The following is a 23999-nucleotide window of genomic DNA, read 5'->3' on the forward strand; positions in this document are numbered from 1 at the left end:
TACTTACTTGGACTTTTATTTCTAGAAATTATTTATATTAAAGACTCAACTAGAGCGGATATAAATTTTATAATGCATTATGATGGCATAATATGTATATTTATATGTATAATTTTATTGTTTCTCCTCTTCCTTAATTTAAAGAAAATTCTTAATTATAATAAAAATTAGTATAGATTACAAATTCATATAATCCCTCTAAAATAACATAATCTATTTTAAAGGGATTTATTATCTTTAATAAAGTAAATTTATAATAAGAATTCAAAAAATTTAGCATAAAGTGATGTAAATTCTAATGCTACTTTTTTTAATTTTCCTATTTCTCTCTTATCTATACTTTTCTGTGACACTTCATATTTTCCCTTTTTACCTACAATTAAACTTTTATCCATATATTTATTTACTACTTTTCTTAATTCATTATTTAATTCTTTACTATTTATGACTAACATTGTTTCTGTACTTAAATATGCACTTCTTGGGTCTAAATTAAATGAACCTATTAAACTTATATCATCATCTATCATATATGTCTTTGCATGAATGGAATATTCTCCATGATATTCGTAAATATTAGCACCTGATTTTACAATTTTATCTCTATAGTTTAAGTATCCTCCATATGCTGGTAAATTAGGTGTTGATGCTTCTGAATTAGTTAATACATCTATCCTTACATTATTTTTGTTATTAAATATATCCTGCATACTTTTATCTCCCAAAACAATATATGGGCTTTGTATAAAAACCTTATTTTTTGCATTTTTTATAAGTTCTTTTACTTCATACAATATCCAAGGTTCCTTTTTAAATCTATTAACAGGATTATGAATAAGTGTTATTTTATTAGTTTCACATGTAATCTCTTTCCAATTTATATTTGACTCAAAATATTTTCCATATTTTCTTTTTATAAAAGCTATATTTTCTTTTAATTCAATGTTTCTATGTTGCCCATCATTTACTTGCTTCTTTGATAACCATTTTACATACGGTTTACTATAGTTTCCATTAAAATTGTCATTAAAATATTGTGAAACCTGAGGCAATACACTATCTTTACTTGTTTTATCACTATTATAAACAAGTACATCTCTATCATAGGTAATTTCTCCATCATAATTTTCAGGTCCCCAAAACCTATCCCCTATATTTCTTCCTCCAAGTATAACAATTTCATTATCTGAAATAATATATTTTTCATGTAGTCTATTATTTATACGCCAAGGCATAAATATTTTCAGTGGTTCATACTTTTTAACTTCAATATTAGGATGATTACAAAGTGCATATATACTTGCATCATTTTTATATTTTATCGTTGTTGTCATTCCATCTAATAATATTCTTATATGTACTCCTCTATCTGCGGCATCTAATATAAGACCTATAAATGCTTCTGTTGACCCATCATTTTCTATAGCATAATACGCTATATCTAAAGTTTCATTTGTGTTTGCTATTACATTTATTCTTGTTAATGCTGCATCTTTAGGTGAATCTACTACTAATGCTCTATCTGGTCCAACATTATTTGAATAAAATCTTTCTACATTATAAGTATTTTTATATTCTTCACTAACTTCTTTGCTAAAATCAAAAATTAATACTCCAAATACAAGAAAATAACATAATATCATAAGTAATATCCATTTAATTGAATGTTTAATCATATAAATATTCACCTCAATTTAACTATGCTCTAATCACTAACTTAAATCTTTATATAAGTTATTATTTACCATAATATATGCTAATTAATATTTAAGTTTACTTTATATGTACTAATTATTATAAATTTAATAATTTCATATAATATAAATTTTCAACTTCCCTTTAATTTAATAAATTCTTAATCTTTTCTAAAATTCCCCTTAATTTTAGAATGTTAAAATTAATTTACTTATTATTTAAGGATGGTGAATTTCATGAAAAAATATTTCAAAAAAATTGTTGTTAATTCTTTTATTCTCTTACTTTCTGTTATTTTCCTATGTTATATAAACAATAAAATACAACTAAAAAAAGAATCAACTATATTACAACCTATTGGCAAATTAGTAAAAATAAACAAGAAAACTATTCATGTTTATGCTGAGGGTGAAGGCAATCTTACATGTGTTTTTATGTCTGGTTTAGGCAATACCGCATCTATAATAGATATGAAACCTCTTTATAAAAATTTATCTAATGATTATAGAATCGCACTTGTTGATAAATTAGGCTATGGCTTTAGTGCCACATCAAGTGATCCAAGAAATCTTGATACAATTATATATGAAACTAGGAATGCATTAAATTTAGCAGGTGAAAAACCACCTTATGTGTTATTTCCTCATTCAATATCTGGTATTGAGGCAATTTACTGGGCACAAAAGTATCCTAAAGAAATTAAAGGAATAATTGGACTTGACATTGGTTTTCCTGAAGCATATGTTTCTCAAGGTATTAAATCTTCAGAAATATTATTAATAAAATTACAATCATTACTTGTAAAACTCGGTGTTCATAGATTGGTTCCATCTATTACTTTTGATTGCAATGTTCTAAATTCAAATTTGATATCTGATAATGATAAAAAAATATATAAAGCTTTAACATATAAAAATTTGCTTTCTAATAACGTTGTCAATGAATTTAGTTCAGCAATATCAAACTCTAAAAAATCACTTAACTTAAAATTACCAACTAAAACTCCTATATGTATTTTTCTTGCTGTTCCATTAACTGAAAAAGAACGAATAGAAAAATCTAATTTGATAAGTAGCCGTGTAGACTATTATAAAAATTATTTATCAAAATTTGAACATAGTAAACTAATTACTTCTCCTGGCAAACATTCAATATATTTATATACACCTGAAATCATTGCAAATGAAAGCAAAAAATTTTTAGATGAAATTTATAATATTAGTTAACAAAATATTCTTAATATTTTCATGGAATATTTTTACTTTTTGTTTTCTTATATGATATAATAAATTTATCAAATGTATAAAAAATATATTAGTTTTGAAAGGAGACTTAATAATGTTAATTAATAATAATAGAATTAAAAACTATTCAAATAATAAAATATTTAGTCTACCGTCAAAAGCTAATATTATAAATTAAACATAATAATATTTAGTTTATTAAATTTGTGAATTTTGACCGTAGGCTTAGCACCTGCGGTTTTTAATTTTAGAAATTAAATTTATAATTAAGTTTATTTTTATTTCATATAAACTTACTCTATAAATTTAATTAAATTATTAACATTTTAAATAGCTAATATTTTAGCCGCAAAGTGTATTGCTTTATTGCAATATGGTTTTGCGGCTTTTATTTTTTATAAAATGTAGGAGGATCATTAGAATGAGCTTAAAAATTTTATAAATATACTAATTTCTTAAACTTTTATTTTGAAACGGAGGATTTTATATGATAACTGGAAATATAGATGGAGTAAAAAAATTTATACTTGAAAGGCTTGAAAAATTATTTGAATTAAAAATAGATAAAAACTGTATTGCTTCTTATGAATTGATAAGTGAATTAAATACTATTAGTAACTTACTAAAAAAAGAACTTAATGTGGTAATTGATAGACGTGGAAATATAACCAATATTTCAATAGGCAATATTAATACAGTAAAAATAAACATTACTGAAATTTCAGCCAATAAATTAAGTGGTTTTAGAGTTATTCATACTCATTTACCTATGAATAATAAAACTTCTTCAATAGATACTTCTTTATTATTATCACTAAAATTAGATGCTTTCTTATCTGTAGTAACTAATGATAATATTAATGATTGTAAAATAAATATGGCTTTTTGTGATATATGCGATAATATTTTAACATCTAAAATTATAGAAACACAAACATTAGAAGAAGTTCTTGACTTAAATTTTTTAGAAAAAGTTTCTTATATTGAAAAAAATATATTATCTTTAAATCTTACAGATAACACTAAAGAAAGAGCTCTTTTAATAGGTACTGACACTTTAGAAAGTCTTAAAGAACTATATAATCTTTCTTTAGCTTGTAATATTGTGCCTTTAGAAAAAATATTTCAAAAAAGGAGTACTATAAATCCAACTTATTATATAGGTGAAGGTAAACTTAATGAAATACTAACTATTAAACAAGTAAAAAATGCAAATTTAATAATTTTTGATGATGAACTTTCTGGTTCTCAAGTTAGAAACTTAGAAAATGTTTTAAATTGCAAAGTTATTGATAGAACAAATTTAATATTAGATATATTTGCTAAACGTGCAAAAACTAAAGAAAGCATGCTTCAAGTAGAACTTGCAATGCTTAATCATAAACTTCCTAGATTAAGGAATTCAAATGCTAATCTTGATAAAATAAAAGGTGGTGTTGGTGTTAAAGGAGGTATTGGTTCAAGAGGTCCTGGCGAGAAGAAACTTGAATCTGATAAACGTCATATTGAACAACGAATAGAAGACATAAAAAATGAACTTTCTAAAATAGTTGACACTAGAGGTGTTCAAAAAGTTAAACGTGTTAAAAATAATATAAGTAGTGTAGCTATCGTTGGATATACTAATGCAGGAAAATCAACACTTAGAAATCAGCTTTGTAAGGCATCAGCATCTAATACTATAAGCAAAAAAGATGTTTTTGAAGCAGATATGCTATTTGCCACATTAGATACTACAATAAGAGCTATAACTTTAAATGACAGTAGAAAAATTACAATTTCTGATACTGTAGGATTTATAAATAAACTTCCTCATGAACTTGTTGAAGCCTTTAAATCTACATTAGAAGAAGTTGTAGATGCTGATTTACTTTTACACGTAGTTGATGCATCAAATAAAAATGTTTTATCTCAAATTAATTCTGTTAACACTGTACTCGATGAGCTTGGTGCTAAAGATAAAAATACTATACTTGTACTAAATAAAATTGATAATGTTTCTACTGAAAACTTAAATACATTAAAAGAAGCTCTAAAGGATAAAAAATTAATTGAAGTTAGTGCATTAAACAATATAAATTTAGATAAATTACTAGACATTATAGGTGAGGAAATTCCTATTAATATGAGTGAAAAGGAATTTGTCATTCCATATGACAGTCAGCATTTAATTCCTATTCTTCATAAATATTCTAATATTATTAAAGAAGAATTCACCGAAGATGGAACTTATATAAAAACACTTCTTAATGAAGAAATTTATAAAAAATGTAGTAATTTTGAAATTTAGAAATCCAATAAAATAATGAGGACTACTTAAGTTAAGTAGTCCTCTAATATTTTATTTAGTTGCATCAATATTTGGTTTCCATTCATATTCATTGTTACTTTCTGCTTTTAAGGTGGATTCTATCTTCCAAGTAGGAATTAAAAATCCTGTATCCTTATTAAAATAATATGATGCATTTATTTCTGATACATATGCTGTTCCATTCCAATCACCAACACCAACATCACATGCAATATCAATTGATTTTCTAGGTGAAATAGTTTCCACGTCCTTATATTTCTTAAAATTTACTCTATTGTCATCAATACTTAAAAGTCTGCCATTCTCACTAAGTGCTACAGCTAAATCTCCCCAAACTATTTCATTTTCATTGTTTTTTCTATCTGTAAAAATTAAATGTAAATTATCATCTCCATATTCATTTGAAATTTCTTTGAATTTTACATTTTCTTTTTTTATTCCAAACTTTTCAAGATGCTCTATAGCCAATTTAACTGCATCATCACCTTTTAGTAATTTTGATTTATTAACTTCTAATTCTTCACCATAATTATAGTCTACGCTCCATCTATTATAGTCATAAATAAATATTCTCTTACTCTCTCCATTTTTTAAAACATAAGTATCATTTTCATTATAAAACTCTCCTGAAAATCCTGTTAAACTTATAAGTCTACTTTTCAAATCCTCAATAGATTCTTTCTTTTCATACTTATATACAATTCCTGTACTTTCTTCATTACTAATATTATCACTAACTTCTACTTTTTTAGGTTTTAAATGCCCATAATATACATAACCTAATTCACTCTTAACATTTATAATTTTTATAATTACAAATGGACTTATAGTTAAAACTATAACTATAAAAGCTCCAATTAATTTTATTGAATATTTTTTTATTCCTATAACCTTTCCATGCTTTTTTTCTTTAATTAAGTAGTAAATTCCATAACAAATAACATATATAGAAAATCCTAAAACTCCACCTAATGTATTTGCTATAATATCATCAATATCGGCACTTCTCTCTGTTAAAAGTTGACTTAGCTCAGTAACAAATGTAATACCAAAGGATACTATAAATACTTTTATAAAATTGCTACATTTTTTAAAAACAATAGGAATTAAAATTCCAAGTGGTATACACATTGCTATATTAAGCAATATTTGACTAATCAAACCTGCGTTATTCAATCCATATTTTGCACCTATATAAAAAGGCTGTAATGGTTGTAAGTTTATCCTTTCACCTAATCCATTTCCAAAGGTCATAATTTGTGTAACATATAAGAACATTACACTCCACCCAACAAGTGTGAACTCAGCAACACTCTTATATTTTGATGGCTTTTTTCTCTTATTTTTTATTAATTTACATATTATAAAATAAATAATTAAAGTAATTGCAAATACTATTGGAAATATCGGCATTACTTCCATAATATAATTCATGGACTTTCCCCCTAAATACATACTTCTATTTTTTATTAATTAAATCAATTACAAATGTTTCTCCTACTTTCACAAAATTACTATCTAGTTTTCCACCTTTTTTAGGAAATTCTGATGCGTATGGTGTAAGAGTTAAAATTTTAGCATCTTTAGATAAAGGCTCTTGTAAACTATCTCTCTTGAATATACCTTCTCCATCTACCTCACTAGACATATAAAACTCTATTTTATTACCTAAATCATCAGTTCCTTTAAGTATTAAATCATAATTTACATTATTTTTTGATTTTGTTTTTGTATAATATATTTTTTCTCCTATATTATTGCTTGTATACTCTTTTAAATTTACTTGTGACATATCATCAAGTTTAAATTTATATGCAAGCTTTATCTTATTTGTATCTATGGCTAACTCATCACCATTAGTTTTAAATTCAAAAATCCATGGACCACTTACTTCATTACCTTTTAATAATACATTTTTATATTTTATTTTTACATCTATATCTCCACTTATAGAATCATCATCTAACCTATAACTTATTACTTCTTCCATGGTATAATCATCTACCCTTTTGCCACTTCCACTAGCTGTACTTTTTATTTCTTTTCCATTTATATAAAGCTCAGCAAATGAGTGCATATCAGATTCATCCATTTTTTTATCATGTGATTTTAATGTTGTAGAAACTATTAATTCATTTTCGTTTAAAATCACTTCATTTAATTTAATTGTTATACCATTTTTAGTAATACTCTTATCTATTACAGTTTTATACTCGTCTAAATTTTTATTTATTCCCAATTTATTAGCTATATCTACACTTACTATATTTATTTCAGCTAATACTGTTTTTCCCATATTAGTTCCAAACAAACCTGTAACTATCAGAAGCCCCATAACCATCGCTATTTTAAATTTTTTATTGCTTTTATTATTTTTAACCTTCTTTTTAAAAGTTCTTTTTATGTTTTGCTTTTCAATGTCATTAAATGTTTCTACTTCTTCAAAGTTTAAATCTATATTGCTATCATTAAACATTTCATAAATACTTTTACTCATTTCTATACTCCTCTAAAATTTATAAACTTCATATATTTTTTTAATTTCTTTTTTCCTCTAGAAACTCTATTATAAACAGCTTCTCGCTTTATGCCCATTTCACTACTTATATCATTAATCTCTTTTTCTTCTACATATAGTTTTAAAAAAAGCTCTCTATCTTCTTTTTTAAGACAATTTAAAAGTTCATCTATATCCTCATCTAATTCATTTTCTATAAATTTTTCATATTCATTATTACTTGTTGCTATTTCCATATCATCAATGTTTTCATACTCCAAACATCTTCCATATTTTCTCTTACAATCAATTGCTTTATATTTTGAAACTCCACCTAGCCAATTCTTGAAATCTCCTTTTGAATCATCAAAACTTTCTATATTAGTCCAAACAGCCATAAGTATATCGTTTATACATTCATCCTTAATATTTTCAAAATTATATAAGTATTTCTTAACTATTGTCTTTATTATCCAACCATAACTATCTAAAATATAATCTATTGCTTTGTCATTCTTTTTCTTTAATTCATCTATAAAGTTATTTTCATTTATTTTCATTTTTGCCTTCCTTATCTATATAATCTCTATCTATATAATACTTCGTATCCAAATATGTAATATCTATCAATATGAACTTAAAAATATTAAATTATTAAATAAAAAAACTAGACACTTAATTTTTTAAATGCCTAGTTTTTATAATTTATTATTTTTTTTATTTAATTTTGCAACAACTTACGTATGTATCATATTCCAAAGTGATTTTTCCATCCTTATTATATTTATCATATATATTTTTCAGCTCTTCTATCATATTTTTAAACTTAGGATTATTTTCTTTTGGTACATATGAGTATGATGTTAAATTTCCTTTTAATTCTTCAAAATTAACTACTTGAGGATTATATAATATTTTTTCATAAACCTTTCTTTCTCCAAAAAACTTTGATATTAAATTATCATCTGATTTATTAATATATTTTTCACCATATTTACTAATAAGATCAGAATATTCACTCATAAATCCTTCTAAGTTATTTCTTCTAATATTGTATAGCACTACAATCATTCCATTAGACTTAAGAATTCTTGAAAACTCTTTTGTGGCAAGTTTAGGATTAAACCAATGGAGTGACTGTGCTGATATAACAACATCAATAGATTCAGACTGTAAATTGGTAACTTCTGAAGATCCTTCAACTGAATGAAACTTTTCATATTTACTAAGTACTCTTTCCAATACTATTCGCATATCTTCATTTGGTTCAACTGCATATACTTCATTTCCATTTTCTAAAAACATTTTACTTGAAATTCCTGTACCAGCACCTATATCTGCTAAAACTAAGTTTTCATTAAAATCAATAGCATCATTTAAAAATCTTATAGTATCACTTGAATATGTTGGTCTAAATCTATTATAATTTTCAGCCATACCACTAAATCTGTTTTTTGAATTGCATTTATCTTTGTACATAAAATTTTTCCTCACTTTATATATATTTGAAATTAAGCTACTTTTTTAAATATCATTTATATCTTTATTAATTGTTCTTCTCATGGATAGCAACATTGGAGTAAAATACTTTCTCCAAAACTTATTTCCATATAAATTTGCAGTTTCAAAATCAACATGAATATATTCCACTTTATGTTCTTTACAATAATTAATTATTTCCCTTAAAAGTTCAATTCCTATTTTTTTATTTCTATATTCCAATTTTATATAAATGCCTATCTCATCTATTAGTGCACAATTTATAATAGACATATCTATAAAATTATTTTCATCTGCTATAGTTAAATTTACAAATCCTATTGCTATTTCTTTATCCCATACGATAAGAACATTATTTTTTACTATTATTTCTTCAATTTCATTTTTATTTAATTCATCTCTTTTTAAAAATAATGGAGCAGAAGCATAATATCTATTTGATTCTTCCACAAGATCATATAATATATCTACATCTTCAATAGTTGCCTTTTTTATTTTATATCCTGATTTTTCATAAATAATATTACTTATATTTACATCATTAAATGCATCTATTAAATATGATCCATATCCTAAATCAAATAAAATATTTTTAAGTTTTTCATCATTATAAAATATTGTCCACATATGATTGAAAATATTTCTATTTACCCATTTTTGAGAAACATTTTTATACATTTCTAAATATACACTTTCCTTGTATTCTTCAACTGCTGAATGTGCTATCGCAGGACAAAATGTAGACTTCTCTCCATTGAATGGAAATTCATCATAAGCTAAAAATCCTATTACTTTATCATTTAATTTTGCTACAATAGCATTTTCATTTTTTATTTTCCAGTTCAAAAAATTTTCTAATAACTCACTTTTTTCTTTCCAATATGAAGGAAATTTAATATTATTACAATATAAATTATACTGATTCATCCAAATTTCCTTTGCTTCATTAACATCTTTTTCTATCATTTTACATACTTTTATATCTTTAATCATTTTGTATTTTCTCCTTATAAAATCAAGGCTTTAAACTATTTCCTTGGTAATTTTCATATGTGTGTTCTGAAAAATATGCAATCTCATTAAATCCATTTAGTTCATATAACTTTTTTGCACCAACATTAGATTTTGCAACTCTAAGTCTTATATTTTTAATAGAGTTGTTTTCTATCATATTTTCAATGCATTTTTTTAATATATAACTTCCATAACCTTTATTTTGAAATAAAGGCTCTACAACTATATCTGTAATATAATCATCTTCAAAAATATATGCACCAACTAATTCATTATTTAACCAAAATGAACTTACTGCATTTAACTTGCTTAATTCAATAAGTTTTCTCTCAAAGTATTCTTTATTTTTAAGATGATTATTTAACTCCCAATTATTTTCTAAATTAAGCTTATAATATGCACTATCAAATAGCTTAATAAATGAATCTACCATATTCTCTTCAAATTTTTTCTCAATTAATTCACATTCTTCTAAATTTAATATTTTTTTGTTTTGATATTCAAGATGATATCCTTCCATATCTAATTTGAACCCTAAATTTCTTACTAATTTAATAATTTCAATATTTTCACCATAAACATTAAAACATACTTCTTTTGATAGCCCCTTAGATATATATTCATTAATTGTACATTCTATTATTTGTAAACTTTTTTTTACACCACTTTCATTAATAAATATTGTATAAAAAATACAACAATCATCATTATCAACACATATAAATACCCCATTATTATTAGGACTAGCATATATAACTTGTACACTTTCTTTTTCAAACTCATTTTTCACATATAACTTAGCATGTGGTGAAATCTTTTCTATTAAATTTAATACTTCTACTTTCTTCATTTTCCCCTCTCTTATATATGTTATAATTTGTAAATTTACTTTTTAATTGTATCACAATCCGTAAAATTTTCAAAATTTTCTTATTATTTAATTTGCAAACACAAACTTTATTATATAAAATTAAATTATTTCTTAAGTTTACCATCAATTGTTCAAGAATAAATTCTATCCTATATGTATACTAGATTTATTCTTAATATTTAAAAATTAATTTCTATTTAGTCTTAGACTAATTTCCATTTTTTAAAATTCAAATTCTTATACAAAAATAAAACACCTATAGATTTCAACTTATACTATAGATGCTTTTTCTTGTTCATAAAATTATTTTAACTTAAGACTTTTCTATATATCCATACTATTAAGTATTTCTTTAAGTTTTTTTAATTCTTCAAGAGACAAGGTAATACCCTTACCCATTTTTTCATGTTCTGGTGCCCAATCTCTTAAATCATATTTAGCTTCTTTACCATTCCAACTTATTAAATTTAATTCCTTTGTCCATCCTTTTGATGATTCAGAAATATTGCCAATTTCTTTTTCAATTTCAAATTTTATATCTGCCATTTTACTCCACCTCTTCTTAGAATCTTACTTATTTATTAGTTTAAATTCTATCCTAATAACATAATTATAATACTTTTTCTTGTAAATTATATAGTGTTCAAATTTAAAGTAATCTTTTTATCAAATGATACTACTAAAATTACATGTTATTCCTATTTTTATATTTGGAACCAATTAAGAACTAAGAGTGAAAGGTTATGGTAGATATTACTCTCTTTGTTCCTAATATCTAAAAATATAAACACATAAAAACTAGTTTTTATATGATATTTAAATTATTTGCTTTAAAAATTATTGTAAAATTTGATTTCAAAAACTGAGACTTCAGTTTTATCTTTCATTGTTAATTTTTATATAACACTTTAATTTGTTCTTTCTCAATTAGAATAAGAATAATTTCATCTTTCAACTTGGAAAGCTATATATATATAGGGAAACAAGCTCGAATTCAAAACTATTCTTTTAGCTGTAAATATATTGCTTTCAAAAGAAATACTTACTATAAAATGATTCCGAGCTAGTCTCAATCTTAAGGGTATCCAAGTTTTGGAACTAATAATTATGATGATGAACTTGGAACCCTATATTTAAATCTATTTATTTGAATAAAGTGACAAATCATTTAAAATAATATAAAATTATACCAATTATTCTATAGAAATGTGGTGATAACATGATTTATGTAGTTAGCGATATTCATGGAAGGCTTGATAGATTAAAAAAATTAGTGGAAGTTATTAATCTTAAAATTTCTGATACATTATATATTTTAGGTGATATGATAGATAGAGGAAATGATTCTATTGGCGTTATTAAATATGTAATGAATCATAATAATATAATATCTTTAATGGGTAATCATGAACGCATGATGCTTGATGCTTTAAATTTAAATGATAAATATGAAATGAATCATTGGGATATTAATGGAAATGATAAAACTAAAGAGGATTTTTATAAATTAAATAAATTAGAACAGAATAAAATTCTAGATTATTTGAACTCACTTGAATACTTTAAAATTATTAATAATAAATTTTTATTAGTTCATGCAGGGATTGATATTTCTCTTTTAAAATTAGATATTGAATTTATGGATTTTGAAAATGCTTTATATGCTCAAGCTCATGAATTATTGTGGATACGTGATGAATTTTTAAAGTCAGAAGGTCTTAAAAATTATAATAACTACACTATAATTTTTGGACATACCCCAAGACCATCTTTAAATCGTAGACTCAAGCTAACCTCTGAACTTCCATATAAGATTTGGTATGATGAAGTTTATAAAAATAAAATTTGTATAGACACTGGTAACTGTTGTGACCATGGACGAATGGCATGTTTAAGATTAGATGATTTAAAAGAATTTTATGTTGAATAATTGAAATTTAATTCTTAAAATAATAGAAAGAGTCTATTTTTATATACCCTTTCTATTATTTTAATATATAGTACTATTTCTTATTAATTTCTATTTTTATCTTTTCTACTGTTTTTAATATATTTTCAATTTGTTCTTGATTTTTTAGATTTTTCCTTGCATAATCCATTATATCTCTAATTGAGCTTAATGAATCATCAAATTTTTCATTCATCCACTGGCATCTAGGAAATAACCATATATGTAAATGACCTGATTGTTCCTCCTGAATTATAGTTATATACTCATTCTTTCCTATTTTCTTGATAGCATTTCTGGTTTCATATATAAGCTTTGATAATTCTAACATTTAACATCCCATTCATTATTTAAAAAATCTTTAATCATTTTATCACCCCATCTTTTTAATCATATGCTATATATTAATATCAAAACTTTTTTATTTTTATCGAATTCTGTATAAAATTTTGTAACATTTGTGTTAATAAATTAATTTTTTTAATAAATATGTAAATAAAACTAATATATTAACTATAAATAACTATATAAGTTATTTTTTTCTATTATAATTTATGTACTTTTATGATAAATTAATATTATTTGAAATTATTTTTAGGAGGTTTATAATGTACTTTTTATTAGTATTAACAATATTTACATTCATAGTTTTCTTTGCTTCATATATGATAGACTCTCGAAAACTTATAAATGGATTTTTGTTTAATGTTTTTTTATTTACTGCTATGTTATCAACTGTATACATTGCATTTACCACTGGAAATCCATTTCTTATTGGTATAACTCTTATTTTTATACTATTAGCTTTATTTATTTTTGCATTTGGAATTTACGCTCTTATTGTTGGATTGTTTATAAATGCTAAAATTCTTATAAGTCGTGAAGGTAAAAGACTTTCTAATTTATTAACCTTCTTTATAGCTATGGGACTAGTTTTATATCTAATTTTAACTTTTGTATTATCAAAGAATGTATTTTCACCTGAAGTAAATATTTTCTTTAGTAGTTTTACTTTTATAGCAATTTACTATTTCCTAGATGTATTTAATTTCTTAATGATATCTTTTATTTATCAATTTAATAAACCGAAGTTAAATCAAGATTTTATAATTGTTTTAGGTAGTGGACTAATAGGTGATAGAGTCCCACCACTTCTTGCCAGTCGTATTGACAAAGCTATAGCCTTTTATAACAAGCAAAGTAAAATTACAACTCCACCTAAGATTGTATTCTCTGGTGGACAAGGAAGTGACGAGAAAATTTCAGAAGCTTTAGCTATGCAAAAATATGCTATTGATAAAGGAATTCCTTTCGAAAATACATTGATAGAAGATAAATCAACTACCACTTTTGAAAATATGAAGTTTTCAAAGCAAATAATGGATAATAGTACAGGTAAAAAATATAATAGTATTTTTGTTACAAATAATTTTCATTTATTTAGAGCTGCTTTATATGCAAAAATGGCTGGGTTAAAAAGTAATGGAATTGGATCTAAAACAGCACTTTATTTTTTGCCTAATGCTTTAATTAGAGAATATATAGCTATTATGGTAATGCATAAGAAAAGACATATTATTGTAGTCTCTTCAATTTTTATTTTAAGTTTAATTTCAGCCTTAGTTCAACATTTCTTTGTTGCACCTTATTTATAAAATGAATTTAATAAGTTTTATAAAACTTATATTGTTGGAGGTTTTTTATGATTAAAAATATCGCTCATGTTGGCTTAACTGTATCTGATATAAATCGTTCAATCGACTTTTATCAAAATACTTTAGGTTTAAAATTTAAGGGTCAAATGGTTATGGAGGGTGAATCTACTGATGCTCTGTTTGGATTAAAAAATTGCTCAGTTAAAGTTGCTTATCTTAATGGTAGCAATCATATTATGACTCCACCCGTTGAGTTAATTCAATTTGCTTCTACAGATACAACTACTTTTAAAAATTCATTAACACAAACATCAATATCTGAATTATGTTTTTATGTAAAAAATATTGATAAAGTCTATGAGGACTTAATATCTAGAGGTGTTGAATTTTTATCAACTCCTCAATACTTTGATTTTACAAATCAAGGTTTTGGAAAAAGTAAAGCAGTTTATTTTAAAGATCCAGATGGCATAATTCTTGAACTTATGGAGTGTGTAGATTAAAAAACATAGGGATTAATTTCATTATTTAAATGAATTATCCCTATATTTTTTTAAATAAGTTTAAGTTTTATAACTGTATCTATTTCATCTGGTAACTTTGAAGTTTTAAGATTTAAAAAAGCATCTTTAACAAACTCTTCTGCCATCCAAGGAAAATCAATCTCTATTTCGCTTCCATCTTTTAACAATGTTGCAAATTCAACTTTATTTCTCAAGTTATTTAAATTTACATAACCAATTCCTCTATCATATATATGACAATAAAGATTTTTCTCATTTTGAGTATAACGTCCCCATTCAGGTTTTGCATACATACTAGCCTTGCACTTATATATGCTTTCACCATTATACTTCATCCAATTACCTACTTCTTCTAATATATCTGAAGATTCTTTAGGAATTTCTCCATTTGCATCTGGTCCAACATTTAAAATTAAATTTCCATTTTTACTCACACATTCTACTAATGCCCTAACTATTTGTTTAGTACTTTTAAAATCTTTATCAAATGCTGAATAACCCCAATTGTTATTTAAAGTTATACAAGCCTCCCAAGGAACTTTATTTCCATTTTCATCAACAACTCCTTTTGGGGGAATTATTTGTTCTGGTGAATCAAAGTCTCCAGTATACGGTGATAAATTTGCTTTTTTTATATTTTTCTTATCATCTAATCTATTGTCTACTATAATATGTGGTTGGAGATCTCTAACCATTTTCATAAGCTTTGTAGCTTGCCATCTTTCACCAGTCATATCATCATATGAAAAATCAAACCACATAATATCTATCTTCCCATAGTTTGTAAGCAATTCTCTGACTTGGTTATGAAAATACTTTACATAATTCTCAATTTTATGTGTCTTATTTTTAAATTCTTCATTATTTCTCATTGGATGATGTCTGTCACCATAAGCTGGATAATCTTCATGATGCCAATCTAATAATGAATAGTAAAGTCCAACTTTAATACCTTCCTCTCTAAAAGCCTCTACATATTCTTTAATTAAATCTCTTTTACATTTAGTATTGGTAGACTTATATGTTGTATACTTTGAATCAAATAGACAAAATCCATCATGATGTTTTGCTGTCATAACTGCATACTTCATTCCAGCTCTTTTAGCTAGCTTTGCATATTCCTTTGGATTATAATTTTTAGGATTGAATTCATTAAAGTACTTTTGATACTCTTCATTTGTTATATTCTTTTGTGACCTTATCCATTCTCCTAAAGCTGGTATTGCATACAATCCCCAATGTATAAACATACCAAACCTTGCTTCTTGAAACCACAATGTTCTCTCTTCTCTCTCTAGATAAATATTATTTTCCATCCTACTTCCCCCATTCCCCATAATTACAGACTCTCTTATTAAATTTTATCAATAAATACTATTCATTACATCAGAAATATATTAAATTAAATAATTGTTAATTTATATAAAGATTTATTATAATTTCAAATAAAAAAACAACAATATAAATAAAGTAGGGCATAATATTACACCCTACTAGATTTCTATCTATATTTTATTATCATTATTTTCACTTTTATTACTGTTTTCATTTCCACATTCACTACAAACCATTTTACCGTTAACTAACACATGCTTAGTAAGTTTATTGCAATGATCACATTGTATCATATCATCACCATATCCTTTAGTATTAGTATCAGGATTTGATAATATACCTAATAAAACTAAAATAGTACATATTGCAGTTACAACTCCTGTAACTGCTTGTTTGTCCACATTTACATTTAAAAGTACTAATATAGTAATAATTTGTGATACTATACTCATTATAACGGATGGATTTTTTAACCTTTGTAATATAATCTTTATTTGTTCCATTATTATCACTCCTGTAATTAACTATAACTAAAATCTAATTGCTATAGCATATTATTAATATATTCTTCATCAATTCAATTCGATACTGTTAATTACAAAAGTTATTTTTTAATGTGTTTATGCTTTTAAAATCCAATTACTCCTGAATAATCCATAATTATATAAATCATATCTTTTTCCATCTCTATATATAAATTCTCTATTTACTCCTTCTCTTTCAAATCCTATTTTTTCATACAACTTAATTGCTGAAAAATTATATTCTAACACAGTTAACCATATTTTATAAAAATTAAATTCTCTAAATCCAAATTCAATGGCTAACTGCATAGCCTCTTCGCCAATGCCCATTCCTCTATACTTTTCATTTCCTATACCTATGTATATAAGTGCTGTACCATTATTCCAAAGAATATTTTCAAATCCTGTAACTCCTATAAATTCACCACTTTCAATATCCCTTATAGCAAAAATATACTGTTCATTGGAATTTGTAACTTCATAAACTATTTTTTCTACTTCTTCTGTTGTTTTAGGAACTGCACTTATAACATCATAATGTCTCATAAAATTAGTATCATTATACCATTCTGTAAATTTAGGTATATCTTTCTTTTCTATAGCCGTAAGTTTTATTCTTTTTCCTTGTAATAAATTTTTCATAAAATCAACCTTTCATATTAAAATTACCAATTTAAAATAAACTTCTTTTCAAGTTTTACTGGATAATATGCCATTTTAGCTTTTCTCATCCCTTCGATACCTAAGTCTTGTTCTCTATTAATTATCTTAACATCACTAAAATAATCCATAATGAAAGTTCTATTTATAAAACTATAGATCCCTCTATAGTCTATATCACCTTTTTCTATATGTATAATAGCTAAATTATTATTTAATTTTTCACCCACAGTAACTCCAACCACTTTATTATCTACATAAGTAGCAATTCCCTTTAAATTTAGAAATTCAATATTTCTTAAAATATTTTTTATCCCTAAATTTTCATAATAGAGTATTTCATCTTTATGTTCATTTTTATTAAACCACTCATTAGCTACTTCAATTACATCTTCAATTATTTCTTTACTATTTATTTCTTTAACTTCATACTCATATTTCTTTACAAAAGCATTATAATGATTTTTCTTTTTATGAAGTTTCTTTCCTGAAAGACTTATAAGTTTCTCTGATTCATATAAATAATCAAAGTTATCTCTATCCTCTTCAATTTGAACTTTTTCATGATTTGTAAGGATTACTTTTGTTTTTTCTACAAACTCTTCATCTAAATCCTTAAATATATATTTCATATTGTTATTTTCTTTATAATTCTTTAATTCCTCTAATATAACTTCTAAGTCTTCATCTTTATAACCTAATGGCTGCATAAAATGATAGTTACCTTCAAAGTCTTTTTTCTTAATTATCAATGCATCCATATAAATTGTATATTGAACATCACATGCATCTTTCCATATATATAATGTAGTAAATGAATACTCACAACTTAAAAAATTGTACGGATATATATAATTTTCAAATAAACTCTTGTCTTCTAATTCAAGTTTTTTAAAATTCATCTCATCAACCTTTCCCATATTAAGCAAAAACATTTGTAAATAATTTTCATATCTTGGTTAATAATTCAAATTAATTAATATTTAACCTTTATTAATAATCTTTATTAATTATTTTAACACATATTTTATATTTTTGTTTATAAGATTGAAAATTATTTATTTTTACTTTTTTTCTACTACTTATTACATAGAAATCAAATTTCTAAAACCAATACTGTGCAATATAATAAAACTAGATTTATTTAACCTTATACAGTTAAATAAATCTAGTAATATACATGTTTCTTTATGCCAATATTTTATTTTTTAATTTGATATATTATTTTTTTTCTAAGAATTTTTCTAAATGCCTATATTCTTTAGGCACATTAAATAAATCATATAATTGATTGAAAAATCTTATACTTTTTTCTGAGTCAATACTTTCTTTTACCGGTGCCTCTAAATAAGGAATATTTATTCCTTTTTCCTTTAACATTTCATCTAAAACACTAGTCATAACACCATAAACACCATCACCTTCTTTAGCATCTGGATCAGGATTCATAGATTCTGTTTTATATTTATTTGTTTTATGTTTTCCCCAATATATACTGCAAGTTGGACTTGATTGTACACCTATGTAACATAATGGTGTATTATCATTATTTTTTAATTCACATATCATATCCACATAAGACTCTAATTCTTTTCTGCAATGCTTTCTAAAAAATATATTATCATATTGCTGTCTCCCTTGAGGGTTTCTTAAATATCCCATAGCCGTAAACTCAGGGCATGGCAATTGAATAATACTAATATTTTTATCCAAGAAATAATCAACTATTTTTTTGCATAATCCAAAGCTTTTTCCTAATAAATGTACTCTAGTTCCAGGGTTCAATAAACAATGTGATATTATAACAAAATAGCGCGGTTTTTTAGACATATAATAAATCCTTCCTTAAATATTTTATTATATAATTATTTTTTTCTAATATTATTAAAATATCCTAGAAGTATTTTCTATATAAAATATAAATGCTGTTAATAACCTTTTATTAACAGCATTTATAAATAATATTATTATTTAACTTTGAGACTTCTCTAGAATCAAACTAACAGTTATTCCACATATAATTAATATTGACATAACTAACTCCATATAATTTTCTAAAAATAAATTAGCAATTGCTCCAAGTATAATTATTGTTCCCATTACTAAATTTGTTGTATTCTTTATCTTAACAGTTGAACTAATTTTTTCTAGTCCTTTATAAATTACTAGGCCACCAATAATGGCCATACCTAAACAATTTATAAAGCTACCATATTGGAATTTTGTAATAAATATAGCACTAATAAGTACCATAAAAAACATTTATATTTTACCTATAATATACTGATTTAATTTAGTATATCCCTTCTTTTTATTTTATCCTATCTATAACTTTTACTTAAATACTATTTTTAAATTTTCATGAATTCAACTCTCCTATTTATTATAATATATTTGCATAAATTTATCCAATAAATTCCTTTATTTTGATATATCATTTAAAAATCTTGTGCTAACACATATTGTTCTTTAAATTTATATAAAATAAAAAACTATCTAAAATAAAATTTTTCTTTAGATAGTTTTAATTTATTATATTTATTCTTCAAATGAGCCACATTTAGAAAACTCTAGATATATTTCTTCATTTACTTCATAAAATTCATTTTGAACATTTGTTTCTTTTACATTTATAATTCCCTGTTCTGTTTGAACTATATAAGTTAAATATGACCCCATAAATATTCTAGAAATTATTTTACCTTTTAAATTTCCTGAACTTTTATTAATCTTTATATGTTCTGGTCTTACAAATATACTTTTACCATTTCCATCTTTTATAATGTTAGAATTTCCTATAAAATCAAGTACAAAACTATTGACTGGTCTATTATATATCTCTTCTGGTGTTCCTATTTGCTCAAGCTTTCCACCATTCATAACAGCTATCTTATCCGAAATACTTAATGCTTCCTCTTGATCATGAGTTACAAAAATCATAGTTATATTAAATTGTTTTTGCAATGCTTTAATTTCTTCTCTCATTTTCACTCTTAGCTTTGCATCAAGATTGCTTAATGGCTCATCAAGTAATAATACCTTAGGTTTTACTATAAGTGATCTTATTAGTGCAACTCTTTGCTGTTGTCCACCACTTAGTTGTCCTATTTTTTTATTTTTATGTTCTAATAAGTCAACAATATCTAAATATTTCTCTCCTTCTTTTATAGCTTCTCTTTTTTTATATCCTTTAAATTTCAATCCGTATATAACATTTTCTAAAACTGTCATATGAGGAAAAAGTGCATAAGATTGAAAAACAGTAGATACTGGTCTATGCTCTGGCTCTAAAGATGTCATTTCTTCACTATCTATTTGTATGCTTCCACAATCCTCTTTTAAAAATCCACCAATAAGTTTAAGTGCAGTTGTTTTTCCACAACCTGATGGACCAAGTAAACATAATAATTCTCCCTTTTTTATGTCTAGCGTTAAATTATCTAAAACCTTTTTATCCCCAAAGCTTTTACTCAATTTACTCAATTTAAGATACATCTTTGCACCTCTTTTCTCCTAAAATCACTTTAGATACTACTAAATTAACAAATAACGTTATAATAATTATTATAGTTGCAATAGCAGCACCAACTCCATAATTTCCTGTTTGAATTGCATCGAACATTTCTAGTGTTGCTACCTTTTGACCTGGATAAACTAAGAAAATTATAGCTCCAACTGTTGTCATTGTTGCAGTAAAATTATTTACAAATCCAACTACAAATGCAGTTTTCAAGTTTGGAATTATAATATCTTTTATAACATGTATATTACTTGCACCTAAGTCCTTCGCTGCCTCTTCTATTTCTCCATTTATTTGTACTATAGCAGCACTACTTGCTTTTGTTGTCATTGGCATTTGTTTAAAAATGCAATTTAAAATCACTATTGTAGCAGTACCAGTTAAAGAAATTATTGGTCCATTAAAGGCCAATATATATCCTATTCCAAAGAATGTTCCTGGAATTATATATGGTAATGTTGAAATAAAATCTAATGTTTTCATTCCTCTTATTTTTCTTCGTTCTGTAAAATATGCAATTATCATTCCAAGTATACTACCTACCACACCTGTAATTAGTGAGTACACTATACTTCTTATAAAACAACTCATATTATAATTTTTCAGATTTTGATAATTTTCTAAAGTGAATATAAAATTACCTTTCCTAAATTTTGAAATGGATGATATAAAAATGCTACCATATTGAAGTAACATTACAGTGATATAAAATAAAGTTATACTCACTAAAAATATTTTCATTGCACCCTTTAGGTTAAATTCATTATCATTAGAAATAATCTTATTATTTCCTTCCACTAATAAATTAGATTTTTTCATATAATATCTATAAACAAAAAAAGCAATTAATGAAGGTATTAATATTAGAACACTCATAGCAGATGCCATTGCAATATTGGAATTTGCTATTATATTTAAATAAACTTCTGTGGCTAAAACATCAAATGCTCCACCAATAACCATTGGTGTACCAAAGTCTGATAATGATCTAATAAATGTTAAAAGTGCACAAACAATAATTCCTGGAATCATTGATGGTAAAAGCACTTTTCTTATAGCATACGATGGTGATGAACCCAAATCTTGTGATGCCATTAAAAGATTTTTATCAATACCACTTATTATTCCCATAAGTAATAAACTATTTATTGATACATTTGATATAGTTTGCATCATAACTATACCTTTCCATCCATATGGATTTATTGCTAAATTTAAAATTCCATGTGTTATAAGCCCACGTCTTCCAAATAAATTTATATATGCCAATGAAGATACAAATGGTGGAGATATCATAGTAATCATTAATATTACCGTAATTATTTTTCTAATTTTATTATCACTAAATGATGCATAAATAGCTATGCATATAGATATTATTGTAGAACATATCATTGTTAATACCCCTACAAAAACACTATTATATATAAGCCTACTTTTATTTTGTATTAACTCTTTATATAAATTTAAAGTGAACTTGCCATCTAATAAAAAACTTTCCTTTATAACATTTAAAATAGGCCATAATATAAAAATTAATATAAGGACTACAACTATTATAAATAATCCTTTTTCAAAAATTTTATTAAAAAAGGTACCTAAACTAGATACCTTTTTATTAACACTATTTTGTTTCACTTTTATCTCCAGCCATCTTGTTCCATTTTTCTAATATGGCATCCCTTTTTTCTCCAAATAGTGATAAATCTTGTTTTAATAGCTTGTCCTTTGATATTGAAAGTTCAACACCTTCAAGACTTGGCTTTACTAATTTAACTGTATCTTTACCATCTATTCTTGCAAGTTCTTTTAAGTTCTCATCTTCAAATAACCATGATATAAATTTCTTTGCTGCCGGAGTATTACTTGCATTTTTAAATACAGCTACTCCATCTGGCATCCATGGCATACCATCTTCTGGATATATTATACTTACATTTTGCTCATCTTTTAATTTTTCAACAGTATTATCTAAATATGTAATTCCTATTGCAACTTCTCCTGCTGCAGTTTTTTGATTAGGATCTTTTCCTCTTTTAGAATAGAATGGTATATTTTTATTTAATTCTTCAAAGTATTTCCATCCTTCTTCTTCACCTTTATTTTGAAGTAATGAATTAACTACTGCATAGTTTGTTCCTGAAACAGCTGGGTTAGACATTAATATTTCATCTTTATATTTAGGATCAGCTAAATCAGACCATTTTTTAGGTGCATCTAAATTCTTTTCTTTTAATATATCATCATTAGTAATGAATCCAACTATAGTTAACCCTTTACTAAACCAATAATTTTCTTTATCTTTAAATTGTTCTGCAATTTTATCTGAGCCTTCAAAATCACATTGTTCTAATAAACCTTTTTCTTTAGCTTCCATGAAAGCATCAATTCCGCCTCCAAACCAAACATCTCCCATAGGTTTATTTCCTTCAGCTAAAGTTCTTGATAAAACTTCACCTGATGACATTGACAAGAATTCTACTTTAACTCCTGTTTCGTTTGTAAATTTATCAAATAGTTCTTTATAACTTTCTGAAGTTGTAACTATTTTTAAAGTACCTTCAACTTTTTCCCCAGCATTTGTTTTTTCTTTTGATGCATTCTTATTTTCTGAATTAGAACCACAAGCTACTAATGAAAATGAAAGCATTCCTGCCATAATCATACTTAAAAGTCGTTTCGTCTTACTCATTGTGACATT

At 24.8% G+C, this 23999-nt stretch carries 23 protein-coding genes; 5 read left to right on the top strand and 18 right to left on the bottom strand.

Going from position 1 to position 23999, the window contains the following annotated elements:
- Positions 1-251: 251 nt before the first annotated feature.
- A complete protein-coding gene (locus BN346_RS08780; protein ID WP_040327945.1) occupies positions 252-1676 on the bottom strand; it encodes a phospholipase D-like domain-containing protein in 1425 nt (474 codons plus the stop codon).
- A gap of 255 nt (positions 1677-1931) precedes the next feature.
- Here BN346_RS08780 and BN346_RS08785 point away from each other — a divergent pair, with 255 nt between their 5' ends.
- A complete protein-coding gene (locus BN346_RS08785; RefSeq protein WP_040327947.1) occupies positions 1932-2921 on the top strand; it encodes an alpha/beta fold hydrolase in 990 nt (329 codons plus the stop codon).
- Between the two features lie 505 nt (positions 2922-3426).
- Positions 3427-5229 (top strand): GTPase HflX, encoded by a 1803-nt coding sequence (gene hflX / locus BN346_RS08790; protein WP_040327948.1) that lies wholly within the window; start codon positions 3427-3429, stop codon positions 5227-5229.
- Positions 5230-5280: 51 nt separating this feature from the next.
- On the opposite strand, the gene BN346_RS20495 is transcribed toward hflX, so the two are convergent.
- The 7 genes from BN346_RS20495 to BN346_RS08825 all read right to left on the bottom strand — a co-directional run bounded on the left by BN346_RS20495 (position 5281) and on the right by BN346_RS08825 (position 11678).
- Positions 5281-6684, bottom strand: a complete 1404-nt coding sequence (locus BN346_RS20495; RefSeq protein WP_051540209.1) for a VanZ family protein — start codon at positions 6682-6684, stop codon at positions 5281-5283.
- A gap of 25 nt (positions 6685-6709) precedes the next feature.
- Positions 6710-7747 carry a DUF4179 domain-containing protein gene (locus BN346_RS08800; protein WP_040327949.1) on the bottom strand — a complete coding sequence of 346 codons (1038 nt, stop codon included), beginning with the start codon at positions 7745-7747 and terminating at the stop codon, positions 6710-6712.
- Positions 7748-7749: 2 nt separating this feature from the next.
- Positions 7750-8307, bottom strand: a complete 558-nt coding sequence (locus tag BN346_RS08805; RefSeq protein ID WP_040327950.1) for a sigma-70 family RNA polymerase sigma factor — start codon at positions 8305-8307, stop codon at positions 7750-7752.
- Between the two features lie 157 nt (positions 8308-8464).
- The gene (locus BN346_RS08810; RefSeq protein ID WP_051540211.1) at positions 8465-9226 is read right to left on the bottom strand and encodes a class I SAM-dependent methyltransferase; all 762 of its coding nucleotides are present in this window, start codon (positions 9224-9226) and stop codon (positions 8465-8467) included.
- 45 nt (positions 9227-9271) lie between these two features.
- On the bottom strand, positions 9272-10240 hold the full coding sequence (locus tag BN346_RS08815) for a GNAT family N-acetyltransferase (protein WP_040327951.1): 969 nt from the start codon (positions 10238-10240) through the stop codon (positions 9272-9274).
- Positions 10241-10262: 22 nt separating this feature from the next.
- On the bottom strand, positions 10263-11111 hold the full coding sequence (locus tag BN346_RS08820; protein WP_040327952.1) for a GNAT family N-acetyltransferase: 849 nt from the start codon (positions 11109-11111) through the stop codon (positions 10263-10265).
- A gap of 345 nt (positions 11112-11456) precedes the next feature.
- Entirely contained in the window at positions 11457-11678 is a 222-nt protein-coding gene (locus BN346_RS08825) for a YdbC family protein (RefSeq protein ID WP_040327953.1), read from the bottom strand.
- Positions 11679-12351: 673 nt separating this feature from the next.
- Between BN346_RS08825 and BN346_RS08830 the strand changes: the two genes are divergently transcribed.
- Positions 12352-13062, top strand: coding sequence for a metallophosphoesterase family protein (locus BN346_RS08830; RefSeq protein ID WP_040327955.1), 711 nt, complete (start codon positions 12352-12354; stop codon positions 13060-13062).
- 73 nt (positions 13063-13135) lie between these two features.
- Here BN346_RS08830 and BN346_RS08835 read toward each other — a convergent pair whose 3' ends face one another.
- A complete protein-coding gene (locus BN346_RS08835) occupies positions 13136-13411 on the bottom strand; it encodes a hypothetical protein (RefSeq protein ID WP_051540213.1) in 276 nt (91 codons plus the stop codon).
- A 277-nt stretch (positions 13412-13688) separates the two neighbouring features.
- Between BN346_RS08835 and BN346_RS08840 the strand changes: the two genes are divergently transcribed.
- Together BN346_RS08840 and BN346_RS08845 are read left to right on the top strand one after the other, a co-directional pair.
- The gene (locus BN346_RS08840) at positions 13689-14735 is read left to right on the top strand and encodes a YdcF family protein (protein ID WP_040327957.1); all 1047 of its coding nucleotides are present in this window, start codon (positions 13689-13691) and stop codon (positions 14733-14735) included.
- A gap of 47 nt (positions 14736-14782) precedes the next feature.
- Positions 14783-15238 (top strand): VOC family protein, encoded by a 456-nt coding sequence (locus tag BN346_RS08845; RefSeq protein ID WP_040327959.1) that lies wholly within the window; start codon positions 14783-14785, stop codon positions 15236-15238.
- 50 nt (positions 15239-15288) lie between these two features.
- Here the strand turns inward: BN346_RS08845 and BN346_RS08850 are convergent, their stop codons facing one another.
- From BN346_RS08850 to BN346_RS08890, 9 genes are all read right to left on the bottom strand, one after another.
- The gene (locus BN346_RS08850) at positions 15289-16575 is read right to left on the bottom strand and encodes an alpha-L-fucosidase (RefSeq protein ID WP_040327961.1); all 1287 of its coding nucleotides are present in this window, start codon (positions 16573-16575) and stop codon (positions 15289-15291) included.
- 189 nt (positions 16576-16764) lie between these two features.
- Complete coding sequence (locus tag BN346_RS20500; RefSeq protein WP_051540215.1) at positions 16765-17097, bottom strand: phage holin family protein; 333 nt, start codon at positions 17095-17097, stop codon at positions 16765-16767.
- A gap of 117 nt (positions 17098-17214) precedes the next feature.
- The gene (locus BN346_RS08860) at positions 17215-17760 is read right to left on the bottom strand and encodes a GNAT family N-acetyltransferase (RefSeq protein ID WP_040327963.1); all 546 of its coding nucleotides are present in this window, start codon (positions 17758-17760) and stop codon (positions 17215-17217) included.
- A gap of 23 nt (positions 17761-17783) precedes the next feature.
- Complete coding sequence (locus BN346_RS08865) at positions 17784-18713, bottom strand: DUF2156 domain-containing protein (protein ID WP_242838412.1); 930 nt, start codon at positions 18711-18713, stop codon at positions 17784-17786.
- A 286-nt stretch (positions 18714-18999) separates the two neighbouring features.
- Positions 19000-19608 carry a hypothetical protein gene (locus BN346_RS08870; protein ID WP_040327966.1) on the bottom strand — a complete coding sequence of 203 codons (609 nt, stop codon included), beginning with the start codon at positions 19606-19608 and terminating at the stop codon, positions 19000-19002.
- 141 nt (positions 19609-19749) lie between these two features.
- Entirely contained in the window at positions 19750-20040 is a 291-nt protein-coding gene (locus BN346_RS08875) for a hypothetical protein (protein ID WP_040327967.1), read from the bottom strand.
- Positions 20041-20316: 276 nt separating this feature from the next.
- Positions 20317-21273 (bottom strand): ABC transporter ATP-binding protein, encoded by a 957-nt coding sequence (locus BN346_RS08880; protein ID WP_040327968.1) that lies wholly within the window; start codon positions 21271-21273, stop codon positions 20317-20319.
- Entirely contained in the window at positions 21263-22936 is a 1674-nt protein-coding gene (locus tag BN346_RS08885) for an ABC transporter permease (protein WP_040327970.1), read from the bottom strand. Before BN346_RS08885 ends, BN346_RS08880 begins: the two co-directional genes overlap by 11 nt.
- Positions 22923-23990: an ABC transporter substrate-binding protein gene (locus tag BN346_RS08890; protein WP_040327972.1), complete on the bottom strand. Its 1068-nt coding sequence runs from the start codon at positions 23988-23990 to the stop codon at positions 22923-22925. The genes BN346_RS08885 and BN346_RS08890 overlap by 14 nt, the downstream gene beginning before the upstream one ends.
- Between the last annotated feature and the right edge of the window lie 9 nt (positions 23991-23999).

The organism is Clostridium ihumii AP5 (assembly GCF_000612845.1).
GTDB lineage: Bacteria > Bacillota > Clostridia > Clostridiales > Clostridiaceae > Clostridium_J > Clostridium_J ihumii.

Bases quoted from the DNA above. Each gene is read 5' to 3' on its own strand.
- BN346_RS08780 (WP_040327945.1), bottom strand. From the start codon at position 1,676: ATGATTAAACATTCAATTAAATGGATATTACTTATGATATTATGTTAT.
- BN346_RS08785 (WP_040327947.1), top strand. From the start codon at position 1,932: ATGAAAAAATATTTCAAAAAAATTGTTGTTAATTCTTTTATTCTCTTA.
- hflX (WP_040327948.1), top strand. From the start codon at position 3,427: ATGATAACTGGAAATATAGATGGAGTAAAAAAATTTATACTTGAAAGG.
- BN346_RS20495 (WP_051540209.1), bottom strand. From the start codon at position 6,684: ATGAATTATATTATGGAAGTAATGCCGATATTTCCAATAGTATTTGCA.
- BN346_RS08800 (WP_040327949.1), bottom strand. From the start codon at position 7,747: ATGAGTAAAAGTATTTATGAAATGTTTAATGATAGCAATATAGATTTA.
- BN346_RS08805 (WP_040327950.1), bottom strand. From the start codon at position 8,307: ATGAAAATAAATGAAAATAACTTTATAGATGAATTAAAGAAAAAGAAT.
- BN346_RS08810 (WP_051540211.1), bottom strand. From the start codon at position 9,226: ATGTACAAAGATAAATGCAATTCAAAAAACAGATTTAGTGGTATGGCT.
- BN346_RS08815 (WP_040327951.1), bottom strand. From the start codon at position 10,240: ATGATTAAAGATATAAAAGTATGTAAAATGATAGAAAAAGATGTTAAT.
- BN346_RS08820 (WP_040327952.1), bottom strand. From the start codon at position 11,111: ATGAAGAAAGTAGAAGTATTAAATTTAATAGAAAAGATTTCACCACAT.
- BN346_RS08825 (WP_040327953.1), bottom strand. From the start codon at position 11,678: ATGGCAGATATAAAATTTGAAATTGAAAAAGAAATTGGCAATATTTCT.
- BN346_RS08830 (WP_040327955.1), top strand. From the start codon at position 12,352: ATGATTTATGTAGTTAGCGATATTCATGGAAGGCTTGATAGATTAAAA.
- BN346_RS08835 (WP_051540213.1), bottom strand. From the start codon at position 13,411: ATGTTAGAATTATCAAAGCTTATATATGAAACCAGAAATGCTATCAAG.
- BN346_RS08840 (WP_040327957.1), top strand. From the start codon at position 13,689: ATGTACTTTTTATTAGTATTAACAATATTTACATTCATAGTTTTCTTT.
- BN346_RS08845 (WP_040327959.1), top strand. From the start codon at position 14,783: ATGATTAAAAATATCGCTCATGTTGGCTTAACTGTATCTGATATAAAT.
- BN346_RS08850 (WP_040327961.1), bottom strand. From the start codon at position 16,575: ATGGAAAATAATATTTATCTAGAGAGAGAAGAGAGAACATTGTGGTTT.
- BN346_RS20500 (WP_051540215.1), bottom strand. From the start codon at position 17,097: ATGGAACAAATAAAGATTATATTACAAAGGTTAAAAAATCCATCCGTT.
- BN346_RS08860 (WP_040327963.1), bottom strand. From the start codon at position 17,760: ATGAAAAATTTATTACAAGGAAAAAGAATAAAACTTACGGCTATAGAA.
- BN346_RS08865 (WP_242838412.1), bottom strand. From the start codon at position 18,713: ATGTTTTTGCTTAATATGGGAAAGGTTGATGAGATGAATTTTAAAAAA.
- BN346_RS08870 (WP_040327966.1), bottom strand. From the start codon at position 19,608: ATGTCTAAAAAACCGCGCTATTTTGTTATAATATCACATTGTTTATTG.
- BN346_RS08875 (WP_040327967.1), bottom strand. From the start codon at position 20,040: ATGTTTTTTATGGTACTTATTAGTGCTATATTTATTACAAAATTCCAA.
- BN346_RS08880 (WP_040327968.1), bottom strand. From the start codon at position 21,273: ATGTATCTTAAATTGAGTAAATTGAGTAAAAGCTTTGGGGATAAAAAG.
- BN346_RS08890 (WP_040327972.1), bottom strand. From the start codon at position 23,990: ATGAGTAAGACGAAACGACTTTTAAGTATGATTATGGCAGGAATGCTT.